Annotated in this window: 12 protein-coding genes; all 12 read right to left on the bottom strand. The window is 62.1% G+C overall.

The window, feature by feature from the left end:
* Nucleotides 1–12: 12 nt before the first annotated feature.
* Nucleotides 13–780: a pyridoxine 5'-phosphate synthase gene (gene pdxJ / locus AWB65_RS12690; RefSeq protein ID WP_087667501.1), complete on the bottom strand. Its 768-nt coding sequence runs from the start codon at nt 778–780 to the stop codon at nt 13–15.
* Entirely contained in the window at nt 777–1,661 is an 885-nt protein-coding gene (gene recO / locus AWB65_RS12695) for a DNA repair protein RecO (RefSeq protein ID WP_087667502.1), read from the bottom strand. Before recO ends, pdxJ begins: the two co-directional genes overlap by 4 nt.
* Nucleotides 1,648–2,547: a GTPase Era gene (gene era, locus AWB65_RS12700; protein ID WP_087667503.1), complete on the bottom strand. Its 900-nt coding sequence runs from the start codon at nt 2,545–2,547 to the stop codon at nt 1,648–1,650. The genes recO and era overlap by 14 nt, the downstream gene beginning before the upstream one ends.
* A 62-nt stretch (nt 2,548–2,609) precedes the next feature.
* Complete coding sequence (gene rnc / locus AWB65_RS12705; protein ID WP_235007611.1) at nt 2,610–3,638, bottom strand: ribonuclease III; 1,029 nt, start codon at nt 3,636–3,638, stop codon at nt 2,610–2,612.
* A 174-nt stretch (nt 3,639–3,812) separates the two neighbouring features.
* A complete protein-coding gene (lepB, locus tag AWB65_RS12710; protein ID WP_087667504.1) occupies nt 3,813–4,706 on the bottom strand; it encodes a signal peptidase I in 894 nt (297 codons plus the stop codon).
* Nucleotides 4,707–4,760: 54 nt separating this feature from the next.
* A complete protein-coding gene (gene lepA / locus AWB65_RS12715; protein WP_087667505.1) occupies nt 4,761–6,551 on the bottom strand; it encodes a translation elongation factor 4 in 1,791 nt (596 codons plus the stop codon).
* Nucleotides 6,552–6,714: 163 nt separating this feature from the next.
* Nucleotides 6,715–8,415 (bottom strand): group II intron reverse transcriptase/maturase, encoded by a 1,701-nt coding sequence (gene ltrA / locus AWB65_RS12720; protein WP_087667506.1) that lies wholly within the window; start codon nt 8,413–8,415, stop codon nt 6,715–6,717.
* Nucleotides 8,416–9,513: 1,098 nt separating this feature from the next.
* Nucleotides 9,514–9,765 carry a glutaredoxin family protein gene (locus tag AWB65_RS12730; RefSeq protein WP_087667508.1) on the bottom strand — a complete coding sequence of 84 codons (252 nt, stop codon included), beginning with the start codon at nt 9,763–9,765 and terminating at the stop codon, nt 9,514–9,516.
* A 7-nt stretch (nt 9,766–9,772) separates the two neighbouring features.
* Complete coding sequence (locus tag AWB65_RS12735) at nt 9,773–11,314, bottom strand: DegQ family serine endoprotease (protein WP_087667509.1); 1,542 nt, start codon at nt 11,312–11,314, stop codon at nt 9,773–9,775.
* Nucleotides 11,315–11,332: 18 nt separating this feature from the next.
* On the bottom strand, nt 11,333–12,376 hold the full coding sequence (locus AWB65_RS12740) for a MucB/RseB family sigma factor regulatory protein (RefSeq protein WP_087667510.1): 1,044 nt from the start codon (nt 12,374–12,376) through the stop codon (nt 11,333–11,335).
* A 3-nt stretch (nt 12,377–12,379) separates the two neighbouring features.
* A complete protein-coding gene (locus AWB65_RS12745; RefSeq protein WP_087667511.1) occupies nt 12,380–13,003 on the bottom strand; it encodes a sigma-E factor negative regulatory protein in 624 nt (207 codons plus the stop codon).
* 81 nt (nt 13,004–13,084) lie between these two features.
* Complete coding sequence (rpoE, locus tag AWB65_RS12750) at nt 13,085–13,684, bottom strand: RNA polymerase sigma factor RpoE (protein WP_087667512.1); 600 nt, start codon at nt 13,682–13,684, stop codon at nt 13,085–13,087.
* Nucleotides 13,685–13,727 lie beyond the last annotated feature (43 nt).

Consider the following 13,727-nt stretch of genomic DNA (forward strand, 5'->3'; position numbering starts at 1 on the left):
GGCGCGGCCCGGTCAGCGGGACGCCGCGAGACGCGACGCGACCATGATCGCCTTCATCTCGCGCACGGCGTTGTCCCAGCCGGCGAAGATCGCATGCGCGACGATCGCGTGGCCGATGTTCAGCTCGACGATGCCTTCGAGCGCCGCGATCGGCTGGACGTTCGTGTAATGCAGGCCGTGGCCCGCGTTCACCTTCAGCCCGAGCGAATTGCCGAAATCGACGCTTTTCGCGACCCGTTCGAACTCGCGCTGCTGCTCGGCTTCGTCGTGCGCCTCGGCGTAGCGGCCGGTGTGCAGCTCGATGACCGGCGCGCCCGCTTCGTGCGCGGCGCGGATCTGCGTTTCGTCGGCGTCGATGAAAAGCGAGACGCGCGCGCCCGCATCGGCGAGTTGCCGGCAGGCGGCCTTCACCGCCTCGAACTGTCCGGCGACGTCGAGGCCGCCTTCAGTCGTCAGTTCCTGGCGTTTTTCGGGCACGAGACAGACATCGTGCGGCTTCACCTCGCACGCAATGTCGAGCATCTCCTTTGTCACCGCGCATTCGAGGTTCATGCGCGTTTTCAGGAGCGGCCTCAGCGTGCGCACGTCCGCATCGACGATGTGGCGGCGGTCCTCGCGCAGATGAAGCGTGATGACGTCCGCGCCGGCTTCCTCGGCAGCGAGCGCGGCGCGGATCGGATCGGGATACTTCGTGCCGCGCGCGTTGCGCAGCGTGGCGACGTGGTCGATGTTCACGCCGAGATCGATCACATTCGACGATGACGACAGAAAGCAGCTCATAGATTTTGCAGGTCGATCAGGATCTGACGGGTGGCGAGCGGCGTACCGCCCAGATAGACGTTGAGCAGAAAACGCATCAGCGTCTTGCTTTGCGCCGCCGTTTGCGGGCGGCTGTAGTCGTCCTGCTCCATGTCGAGGAGCGTCTGGCCGGCGATCACCGGCCATTGCGACGGCAGTTCGTCCGACGCCTCGCGCACGCCGCGCTCGGGATCGAACACATATTTACGATCGGTGACTACCGGCTGGCGCGTGATCGTCCGGTTCAGCGCCATTGCGTAGCCGGTTTCGCGCAGGAGCACGCGTTCGAACGAACGCAGCACCTGCACGGGCGGTTCGTCGTGGGCGAGGCGCGAGAGCGTCAGCACGTAGTGGTTGAAGAGCGCAGGATGCGCATCTTCGCGCGCACAAAATTTGACGAGCAGCTCGTTGACGTAGAAGCCACAGAGGAGCGCATCGCCCGCGAGGGGCAGCATGCCGCCGACCCATTCCGCCGTCGTCAGCGTGCGGACTTCGCCCTTGCCGGTCCACGAAAGGCCGAGCGGCTGGAACGTTTGCAGCACGCCGCGCAGCGCGGAATGCGGACGCTTCGCGCCTTTCGCGACGAGCGCGATCCGGCCGTAGTCGCGCGAAAACACGTCGATGACGAGACTCGTCTCACGATACGGATAGCTGTGCAGCACAAAGCCGGGCTGCTCGGCGATGCGGAAATCGGAACGCGGCGCGGCGCGCGGGCGCTTCGCCGCGGGAGCTTCCGCGGAGGAAGAAGCACGTCGCTTTTTAGGCGCAGCGGGCAACGGCCCGGCGTCGAAGTTGTCGTCGTCGAGCCGTTCGGTCGGGTCGGTGTCGGGGCTGCGGGTCATCCACGCGTCATTCGTACCCATACGCGCGCAATCCAGCTTCGTTGTCCGCCCAGCCGCTCTTCACCTTGATGAAGGTTTCGAGATAGACGGGGCCGTCGAACAGCCTTTCCATGTCGAGCCGCGCTTCGGTGCTGATCTGCTTGAGCTTTGCGCCCTTCTGGCCGATGATCATCGCCTTGTGGGTATCGCGTTCGACCAGAATCGTCGCGAAGATGCGGCGCAGGCGCCCTTCCGTTTCGAATTTGTCGATCAGCACCGTGCTCGTGTACGGCAGTTCGTCGCCGGTCCAGCGGAACACCTTTTCGCGCAGGATTTCGGCGGCAAGGAAGCGCTCGCTGCGATCGGTCAGGTCGTCTTCGCCGTAGATCGGCTCGCCTTCGGGCAGATACGGCTTCACGACGTCCATCAGCCGCTTGATGTCGTCGACGTTTTTCGCCGACATCGGCACGATTTCCTTGAACTCGTGCAGCGCGCTCGTCTTCTGCATGAAGGGGTAGAGCGTGCTCTTGTCGCTCACGTGATCGAGCTTGTTCGCGATCAGCAGCGTGGGCGTGCCTTTCGGGATCAGGTCGAGCACTTTCTGGTCGTCCGGGCCGAAGCGGCCGGCTTCGATCACGAACAGGATCGCATCGACGGAACTGAGCGTCGAGGTCACCGCGCGATTCAGCGAGCGGTTCAGCGCGCCGCTGTGACGCGTCTGGAAACCGGGGGTATCGACGAAGATGTACTGCGCGTCTTCGAGCGTATGGATGCCGGTAATGCGGTGGCGCGTCGTCTGCGCCTTGCGCGATGTGATGCTGACCTTCTGGCCGACGAGCGCGTTCATCAGCGTCGACTTGCCGACATTGGGCCTGCCGACGATTGCGACCATGCCGCAGCGGAAACCAGAGGGAGTGGGAGCGTTCATAGTGATGTGCGGTGCGGCAGGTTCGTGAGGCGCGCTGGGGCGCCGGGACTCGGGATGGCGCGTCAGCGGCCGGTATCGGCGGCGCGCGCGACCTGGTGCTGTTCGTCGTGGTTCTGCTGCGGTTCGGTGCTTTCGGGCGTCTTTTCGGCGTTGGCCGGAGCCTCGCCGCCCTTCTCCGCCCGATGAATCGTATGCCGCTCGGACTTCTCCCCACCAGCATACGATCCCGCCGACGGCTCCGCGTGCGCCGCGCGAATCACCGCGACCGGCGCTGCATCGGCGACGCGCTGCCGCTCCTTCTTGTCAGGGGAGCGCAAATCGAGCGCCGTCTGCACGCCGGTGACGCCCGGCACGACTTCCGCCTCGGCGTGCTTCGCTGCGCGCGCGCCCTTGCGCTTCGGCTTGACGGCGAGCGCGGGCGCGGCGGCCATCACGTCGTCGAGCGCTTTCTTCGCCGCCGCCTGCTCGGCCGCGCGACGGCTCGCGCCGGAGCCGGACACCTTCACGTCGAGCTTCGGCACCGTGCATTCGACTTCGAATTGCTGATTGTGCGCGGCGCCATGCGTTGCGACGACGGTATAAGTCGGCAGCGCGATCTTGTGGCCTTGCAGATATTCCTGGAGCAGCGTCTTCGCGTCCTTGCCGATCGTGCGTGGATCGATGTGATCGAGAATCGGCGTGTAGAGACGCTTGATGACCGTATGCGCGGCGTCGAAACCGCCGTCGAGGAAGACCGCGCCGAAGATCGCTTCAAGTGTGTCCGCCAGGATCGACGGACGGCGAAAACCGCCGCTGCGCAGTTCGCCTTCGCCCAGCCGGAGTGCTTCCGACACGTTCAGCGCCTGCGCGATCTCATAAAGCGACTGCTGTTTGACGAGATTGGCGCGAACGCGGGAAAGATCGCCTTCGTCGAGTTTTGCGAATCGTTGGAACAAAAGCGCAGCCACCACGCAATTTAGAACGGAATCGCCAAGAAATTCAAGCCGTTCGTTGTGCGTGGCACTGTGACTGCGGTGGGTCATCGCCTGGCGCAGCAATTCCGCATTGCGAAATTCATACCGCAGCCGGCTTTCCAACGGAGTTGAGGGCATGGACAGAGTATAACGCGGGCGCCGGAGAGGCGAATCCGGCCGGCCGCCGGGAAAAGCGCACAGGAAACTGCGCGGCGTAGAGACTTTAGCTGCGCTTCTTCACGCAGTTTCGAAGCACGGATATCGGGCGAAACGCGCCGCTGGTGATGCGGCGCGTCTCGTTTCAAGCGAGTGTCACTGGAACGAGCCGATGCGCTTCAGATTGCTGAAGTTCATCCAGATGAAAAACGCGCGTCCGACGATGTTCTTGTCCGGTACGAAGCCCCAGTAGCGGCTGTCGGCGCTGTTGTCGCGGTTGTCGCCCATCATGAAGTAGTGGCCCGCCGGCACTTTGCACGTGACGCCCTGCGCGTTGTAGACGCAGTTGTCGCGATACGGGAAATCATCCGCGCCGATGACGAACGGCGGCACTTGCGGATTGTTGAGGATCGCGTTCCTGCGGCCGTCGAGGTCTTCGACGAACTGCTTCGCGTAGCCGATGCGTTCGTCGTCGAAGTAATCCGGCTGCTGCGTCTCGGGCACAGGCTTGCCGTTGATCGTCAGCTTCTTGTTCTCGTACGCGACGGTATCGCCCGGCAGGCCGATCACGCGCTTGATGTAGTCGACCGATTCGTCCTTCGGATAGCGGAACACGACTACATCGCCGCGCGTGAGCGGCTTGCCGTCGGTCAGCTTCGTGTTGATGATCGGCAGACGCAGGCCGTATTGGTACTTGTTGACCAGGATGAAGTCGCCGACCAGCAGCGTCGGCACCATCGATCCCGACGGAATCTTGAACGGCTCGACCACGAACGAGCGCACGACGAACACCACCAGAATCACGGGGAAAAAGCTCGCCGTGTATTCCAGCCACCACGGTTGCCGCAGTTTGTCGTCACGCAGGCGCGCGCGCGTCTGCGCGGCGTTTTCATCGGCAAAGCGCTCGCCGATGCGTTCCTGCTGCCGGTCGAATTCCGCGACTGCGGCGTCGGCGGCGCGGCGCCGTTGCGGCTGAAACACCAGCTTGTCCAGCACCCATGCGATCCCTGTCAAGACGACGAGGATCAAAAGAATCAACGCAAAATTCATCAATCTTTTCCGGTTGTTATCGTTTTCTGGCGAGCGGCGGCGTGAGCGCCGCCGTCAGTCGTCGACGCGCAGGATGGCGAGGAACGCCTCCTGCGGAATCTCGACCGAGCCAACCTGCTTCATCCGCTTCTTGCCCGCTTTCTGTTTCTCGAGGAGTTTCTTTTTCCGCGAGATGTCGCCGCCGTAGCACTTCGCCAGCACGTTCTTGCGCAGCGCCTTGATGTTCTCGCGCGCGATGATGTTCGCGCCGATCGTCGCCTGGATCGCCACGTCGTACATCTGGCGCGGGATCAGTTCGCGCATCTTCGACGCCACTTCGCGCCCGCGATGCTGGCTCTGCGAGCGGTGCACGATAACCGACAGCGCATCGACCTTGTCGCCGTTGATCAGCATGTCGACCTTGACGACGTCCGCCGCGCGGTATTCCTTGAACTCGTAATCCATCGACGCATAGCCGCGCGACGTGGACTTCAGCCGGTCGAAGAAGTCGAGCACGATTTCCGCCATCGGGATTTCGTAGGTCAGTTGCACCTGACGGCCGTGGTACTGCATGTTGATCTGCTGGCCGCGCTTGTTAGTGCAGAGCGTGATGACCGAGCCGACGTACTCCTGCGGCATGTACAGGTTCACCGTGACGATCGGCTCGCGTACTTCCTCGATCTTCGGAGGCTCCGGCATCTTCGCCGGATTCTCGACCTGGATCGTCGTGCCGTCGCGCTGGAAGACCTCGTAGACCACGGTCGGCGCGGTTGTGATGAGGTCCATGTCGAATTCGCGCTCCAGTCGCTCCTGCACGATTTCCATGTGCAAGAGCCCGAGGAACCCGCAGCGGAACCCGAAGCCAAGCGCCTGCGACACTTCCGGCTCGTACTGCAGCGAGGCGTCGTTCAGCTTCAGCTTTTCAAGCGATTCGCGCAGCGCGTCGTACTGGTTCGCCTCGACGGGATAGAGCCCCGCGAACACCTGCGGCTTCACTTCCTTGAAGCCCGGCAGCGGTTCGGGCGCGGGCTTCGCGGCGAGCGTGACGGTGTCGCCGACCTTCGCGGCCTGCAATTCCTTGATGCCCGCGATGATGAAGCCCACCTGCCCGGCCGACAGCGAAGCCAAATTTGTCGCCTTCGGCGCGAACACGCCGAGATGCTCGACCGGATACTGCGCGCCGGTCGCCATCATCTTGATTTTGTCCTTCGGGCGCAGCGTGCCGTTCTTGATGCGCACGAGCATCACGACGCCGACGTAGTTGTCGAACCACGAATCGATGATCAGCGCCTGCAGCGGCGCGTCCGGGTCGCCCTTCGGCGGCGGCACCTTCGCGATCAGCGCTTCGAGCACGTCCTCGACGCCGAAGCCGGTCTTCGCGCTGACGCGCGTGGCGTCGGTGGCGTGAATGCCGATTACGTCCTCGATTTCCTCGATCGCGCTTTCGGGATTGGCCGCCGGCAAGTCGATCTTGTTCAGCACCGGCACGACTTCGACGCCGAGTTCAATTGCCGTGTAGCAATTGGCGACGGTCTGCGCCTCGACGCCCTGGCTGGCGTCGACGACGAGCAGCGCGCCTTCGCACGCTGAGAGCGACCGGCTGACTTCGTACGAGAAGTCGACGTGGCCCGGGGTATCGATCAGGTTGAGGTTGTAGATCTGGCCGTCGCGGGCCTTGTAGGTGAGCGCCGCGGTCTGCGCCTTGATGGTGATGCCGCGTTCACGCTCGAGATCCATCGAATCGAGAACCTGCGCTTCCATTTCACGGTCGGACAAGCCGCCGCACAACTGGATGATGCGGTCGGCCAGGGTCGATTTCCCGTGGTCGATGTGCGCAATGATCGAAAAGTTGCGAATATGATTCATTCAGTGCCGATCAAGCAAAAAAGGCGCGCCCTGACGAAACGCGGGACACGCCTTGAAAATAGGGGGAGTAGGGTAGCCCCTCTTCCTTGCGGAAGAAGGGCCCCCTAAGAACTGTACGTGCGAGTTTCCCCGCATACAGCTCAAGCCTACATCTAAGCCCCGCCTACCCGGGGACCGGCTTAGTTACCACCAGATTCCCAGCGTGCACTTGCTGGTGACAGTACGGATGGAGCAACACTCTGTTGGACAGCGCGTCGGTACCGCCATGCATCCGGTACACCAGATGGTGGTCGTGCCAACCTGTTTCCAAGGTCAGAGCGCAGCCGCAAAAGGCACAAAGTCCGCTCTGCGACATGAACAACTTGCCCAACTGCTTCCGATGGCGCACGCGTTCCCACATGCGCTTCTGTCGCAATTGTTCACCATACTGCTCCCACTGCGGGTCAAAGGGGTTGTATTCCCCTTTAATCTTCGTCGGATACTTGATTGCCGTCCCGCTGAGCGAGTACAGCTCAAGCAGCCGCCGACTGCCATCTTCGTTGACTACGGGAACACCGAACACCCAATTCCGTTCGCCAACCGAGTGAAAATACTTCTTTCGAACCCAGTCCGCGCCCTTCTGCGGGTGCCGGCGCTTGGCCCACCGCCAGAGCCTCTGATGAACTAGATGCTCCATACGGCTGAACGTCCGCTTGGCAGATACGCGGTGATGATATTCCGCCCACCCACGTAACATCGGATTCAGCAGACGGATCAGGTCCTCCTGCTTCACCGTCTTGTTCCCGCTAATCGCTTCCGCCACCTTGCGATAGAACGTTTTCACGCTCTTCTTGCTCGGTTTCATGAGCATCTTTCCCGAGTACTTCCGGAAATTCCACCCAAGGAAGTCAAAGCCTTGGTCAATGTGGGTTATGTGCGTTTTCTCCTCCGATAGCTGCAATCCCCGAACTGCAAGGAATGCTTCAACCCAAGGTCGGACCTCGTTCTCTAGGACCTCTTTCGAGACGCCCGTGATCACAAAGTCGTCAGCGTATCGCACCACATTGACTTTCAACTTCTTGGCCTTCGCGATCCCGAATTTGGCACCGAGGTGCTTCTCCAGTTCTCGTTCCAGCCCGTTCAGCGTCACATTTGCCAGCGTCGGGGAAATGATGCCCCCTTGCGGCGCTCCGGCCTCGGTCGCCTGCAACTCGCCTTTGTAAATCAGACCAGCTTTTAGCCATTTCCGGAGGATCACCGTGTCCATCGGGACATTGCGTTCCATCCAAGTGTGGCTGAGGTAATCGAAGCAGCCTTTGATATCCGCTTCCAGCACCCATTGGGACGAATCCTTTTGGGACATGCAAACGCGTATCTGGGCCATGGCATCGGCCGTCGAGCGGTTTTGTCTGAATCCATAGGAGTTCGGATCGCTCGCCGACTCTGCCACGGGCTCCAAGGCCAGCAAGTACAGAGCTTGCATCGCCCTGTCCAACATGGTCGGAATGCCCAGCGGGCGTTCCTTTCCATTGGCCTTGGGGATAAAAACCCTCCGTAAAGGCAAAGGCTTGTATCCGCGCCGCTTCAACCTGCCGACGGCAAGCCGTCGGCTCTCAGGCGAATCCCATAGCTCGCGATCGACTCCCGCCGTTCGCGCACCCTGGTTCTGTGTAACACGTCGTACCGCGTACAGCTTGGCGGACAACGTGCGAGTCAACATCCGTTGCAGGGCTTTCACCCTGCGCCATTTGCCTTCCCGCGTCGCCTTCGCAATTCGAATCTGCATTCCCCTCACGTTCCGTTCAACCCGACGCCAATCGACGGCGTACCAGTTGTCCGGCGCGTGGGAAAGCGCAGATCCAGTCTTTCGACCAGATACTTTCATGCTGCTCTCCTACTTGGAAAAGTCCCCAAGCAGAAGACGCATCTCCCCCAGCGGGGCAGATACGCCCCGCTGGGGAACAACAATTGCACTCAGTACGGACGCATGCATCCGTACCTCACCAAATTACCAAGGGTCAGTCAGCCATCTTGCGACGGTAGACCAGACGGAAGTCTGCCCGCTTTCACGTGGGGTGATGTCCCAACCCCTATCCGGACCATTAACGCCCGGCATTCGCTTTTTCCGTCGTCCCATACCCGCACAATCAACAGCGTTCCTTACGGTCCGCCTGCCAGCCAATCAGCACCGGCGAAAATACGGGCTTACCACGTTCCCAGCGTGTCACATGACTGACTTAGGTTCTGCCTTTTCACCGGCGGCGCTTCGACGACGTGTCCCGAGGGTCCAACGGGAGAACCGGCCGCTTACCATTTTGGTCAGTGCCCAGTAGCTTTGGCACTACAATGCTAACGATGTTTATCAGCAGTTCACTTACATTAACCATATCAGCCAGCCTAGCGCCTAGGTCCCACGCTACTAGGGACCGCTGGACGAAAACCTCACGATTCTCGTCCACCCGACCTTCCGGGGGCTACATTGTCAGAAGAGCTTCACACCCCACCGTTACCAGTGACGCATGTCCTCCTAGGCTACTGCTAGTCGCATAGCAGGTTCACTATCCGCGCCCAGAAAGCAGGAGCGGGTCGAACAATGACACACCGAGCTTTCGCTCGTATCGCGTAGCGAATCCGTTGCATGACGCGCGGGACTTGCAAACATCAATCCGCCTAGTCGGCGGGGATGAAGCCGCTGACTGGGCGGTACCTGACGGTAATCAGGTAATTACAATGCGATTCTCGGCACTGAACGACATACCGAAGTTTCGCCTGCGGCGAAACCCAATATGCCCAACCGGGTTTCGCTTCTCTACAAGTTGTTGGCCACAAGGTGCCAACCAATGGTCAGCTTTCGCCGACGAGGTCGATGCCCGTAACGAGGGCTGACGGACACGAGCGTGCGTGTCGCACAAACCCCAGCATTTTAGCCGAAACGGGGTCTGCCCGGCGTTTTTTGCGGCCGGGGCCCGGGGCGGGCGCTTTTTCAGGATGACGCGGCGCGCGCTTCGAGCGCCGCGCGCACGCGCGGGGCGTCCAGACGGTAGTGGCACAGCTCCGTGCCGTCGAGCACCAGCACCGGCACGCGCTCGTCGTAGCGGGCTTCGAGCGTGGCATCCGTGTCGATGTCGATCCACTCGATGTCCGCGCCGAACTCTGCCGCGAGCGGTTCGAGTTCGGCCTTCATGTCGTCGCAGAGGTGGCACCACGCGCGCCCGTAGAGCGTGAACGATGCCATCTCGCGCTTACTTTTGCGGCTGCGCGCGCGGACGCAGCGGCACGAACTGCGTATTGTCGCCGCGCCGCACGAGGACGGCGACCATCTTGCTCGCATCGACGTTCTGCGCGACGGCCTCGAACTGCTTCGCGCTCGTAATGTCCGTGTCGCCGATGCGCAGGACGATGTCGCCCTTCTGGAAGCCCGCGCGCGCCGCCGGCCCTTCCACCGCGTCCACCATCACGCCGTTCGTCAGCTTCAGCGCCTTTTTCTGCTCGGCGGAGATGTCGCTGACGGCCATGCCGAGCGCGTTGCTCGCGCGTTCCTTCGGCACCGGCGCCTTCTTCTGCTCGGTCTTCGCGACCTTGTCCGGCTGCATCTCGGCGATGGTGATCGGCAGGTCGCGCGTCTGGCCCTTGCGCCACACGGTGATCGTCGCCTTCGAGCCGGGTTTCGTGTCGCCGACCATGCGCGGCAGGTCCGTCGCGGTCTGGACGTCGTGCCCGTTGTATTTCAGGATGATGTCGCCCGGCTGGATGCCCGCCTTGTCGGCCGGGCCGCCCGCTTCCACGCTCGACACCAGCGCGCCCTGCGCCTTCGGCAGGCCGAGCGAATCGGCGACGTCCTTCGTCACCTCGCCGATCGCCACCGCGATCCGGCCGCGCACGACCTTGCCGACCGTCTTCAGCTGATCGGCGACGCGCATCGCCTCGTCGATCGGAATCGCGAACGAGATGCCCATGAAACCACCGGTGCGGCTATAAATCTGCGAGTTGATGCCGATCACCTCGCCCGCCATGTTGATGAGCGGGCCGCCCGAGTTGCCCGGGTTCACCGCGACGTCGGTCTGGATGAACGGCAGGTAATCGCCCGTATCGCGCCCTTTCGCGCTGACGATGCCGGCCGTCACCGTGTTGTCGAGCCCGAACGGCGAGCCAATCGCCAGCACCCATTCGCCGACGCGTACCTTGTTCGAATCGCCGATGGTGATCGCCGGCAGGTTCGACGCGTTGATCTTCACGACCGCGACGTCCGTGCGTTCGTCGACGCCGACGAGCCGCGCCTTGAATTCGCGCTTGTCGGTGAGCGTGACGTAGATGGTGTCTGCATCGTCGACGACGTGGGCGTTCGTCATCACGTAGCCGTCCGTCGAGAGGATGAAGCCGGAGCCGACGCCGCTGCTTTGCTCGGAGTTGTCCTGGCTGTCGTCGGGCAGCGCGCCGCGTCCGCCGCCGCCTTTGCCGCCGTCGCTTCCACCGCCACCACCGCCGCCGCCACCGCCACGGGGCGCGCCCGGCTGGCCCGGCATCGGAATGCCGAAGAAGCGCCGGAAGAACTCGGACATGTCGCCTTCGTCGAGGCCGGGCGGCAGGCCGCGCAGATCGCTGCTCGTGCCAACGCGCGAGGTCGTGCGAATATTGACGACCGACGGCCCCACTTTATCGACGAGGGTCGTGAAATCGGGCAAGTTCACTACAGGTGTTGCCGCGACAGCCGCGCTAGAAACGAACGGCAGACACACGGCAAGCGCCGCAGCCGCGAAAAACTTGCGCAGCGAGGAATTGCTCATATCAAGAGGGCCGAGGGATTACTTGGAAGGCTTGTATTCTATGGCAGAAGCAAATTGCTGCAACGTGGCTTGCGGCACTTCGCCAAGCAAAGTAATCCAGAAATCCCCGCGGCGCTTTACGAGCACGTGCGTGGCGCCGGTATTTCCCGCGCCTTCCTTGCGAGAATTCTTCTCAACCGGCTCGACGAAAATCGAGATGGCGGCGAGACCATCGGAGAACACGGCCTGATCGACGGGAATCGGCGGCTGGCCTTCTTCGCGCGACGCCATCGGACGGCGCAGTTCGCGAATCTTCTTGAATCCGGCGATATTCGGAGTCAACTGCCAGCCCTGCGCTTCCATATCGACCGGCTGGACCGGCGGACGTACGATCGTCCAGCCCGACGTGTTCCGGATGCCGTTTGCGATCGCGGTCTTGTCGACCGGGCCGCCGATGCGCACCTGTGAAAACGATAGCTGCTCGAGCACCTGGCCGTCCGGATCGAGCGTCTGCGCGCGCAGAAGCAAGCCGGTCTTGGCATCGGCCCAGAGTTTGTAGGCGAAACGATAAGAATCTTTGGGATCGAGCTCGATGACCTGGCTGTCCAGGCCCGCGACGCGGTCCGTGCCGAGCATTTTCGGCTCATAGACGGAGAGCACCTGATCGCCGCTCGTGGCGAGCAGCGCCGGGAACGAATCCTTGTTCTGCCGCTTTTCGACCACGCACAAATGCCGCTCGGGAACGAACGTGAACATGTCGTCGTCGTGGCGGAGCATTTTGCGCGGCTTGCCGTCAAGGCTTTCGAGCGACTCGTACTCGCCGTCGCCGCGCGCCGCCGCGTGCGTGATCCGCGACGATTGCACCGTCGCGCCACGCTGATAAACGAACGTGCCCTCGTAATTCTGCTGCTGAGCCGCGAGATGGATGCGGTTGAGCAATTCCGCTGCGGCACGCCGCGCGGCGACGGGATCGTCGCCTTGCGCGAAAGCACCGGATGCTGCGGTCAACAACGCGGCTGCACAGAACATCAATGCCGGCAGCCGCCCCCAATACGCTGTTTTGTTCAACCGCAATCTCTGCATCGATTATTGGCCTTGCGAGATGGCGGCTGCGCGAATCAGAGGCATCGAGCCGGGCACGACGGGCTGCTGCGAGAACTGTTGATGCGCTTCAAGATACTGGTCGAGGCTCGCATCACGGATGATGTTCGCTTCGGTCAACACCGGGCGCGCCGTGGCAGCCGGAATCGACGCCATCGCCACGCGCTGCATCGAATCGGTCGAAACGCTCGCGACCTGCGCGCCGCCGCGGCTATCGACGCCCTGCAACTGCGGAACGACGATCCACGTGAGCGTGGCCGCAGCAGCCGCGACCGCGAACGCCGGCATGACGCGCCGGCGCATGACGCCCTGGCGCTTCGCCGCCGCTGCTGGCAGCGCGGCGGGCGCGAACACGTGCGCTTCGGATTCGAAGCGCTGCGTGAACGCCGCCATGAACGCGCTACTGGTGGCGGGACTAACCGCCAGATCGTCGGAACGCAGCGCGTCGCCGATCAGGTGGTATTCCGACCACTGCGCGCGGTCCTGATTCTTAAAATCCGCCAGAAACTGACTGATGTTCCCAAGCTCGTCGAGCGATTCCCCGTCAACGAACGCCGACATACGCTCGCTGCGCGAGCCCGCTTGCGATTGCATCGAGACCGACCCCATGATGCTCCCCATCTTGACTACACCCCGTAGTGACACCAACTAACCCAGATATTGCGTCCCTGTCCCGCGCATTCTCGCCGCTTACCAGCGCTTGCCTTCAGGAGTGTCCAACAACGGACGCAATTTTGCCGCAATGGCTTCGCGAGCACGGAAAATTCTCGATCTGACGGTCCCGATCGGACAATTCATCATTTCGGCGATTTCCTCGTAGCTCAGTCCCTCGATCTCTCGAAGGGTTATGGCGGTGCGCAGTTCTTCCGGTAAAACCGCCATCGCAGCATTGACCGTCTGTGCGATCTGCTTGCTCATCAACATCGATTCAGGCGTGTTGATATCCCTTAGTTGGTCCGCGTCGGAGAAAGTTTCCGCTTCTTCTGCGTCAGCTTCGGTAGAAGTTGGGGCGCGACGGCCCTGCGTGGCAAGGTAGTTCTTCGCGGTGTTGACCGCAATCCGGTAAAGCCACGTATAAAACGCCGATTCGCCGCGAAATTGCGGCAACGCGCGGTAAGCCTTGATAAAGGCGTCCTGGGCGACGTCCTCGACCTCGGCGGGGTCCCGCACGAGGCGCGAGATCAGTCGAATGATCTTGCGGTGGTATTTGGCAACCAGTAGCTCGAACGCTGCCTTGTCGCCTTTCTGCACGCGTTCGACCAGAGCCTGGTCGATTTCTTTTTCGCTCACCTGGGAAATCCGTTAACTTTGGGGGTGCTACGCGGACGGCTAT

The organism is Caballeronia humi (assembly GCF_001544475.1).
Classification (GTDB): Bacteria; Pseudomonadota; Gammaproteobacteria; order Burkholderiales; family Burkholderiaceae; genus Caballeronia; species Caballeronia humi.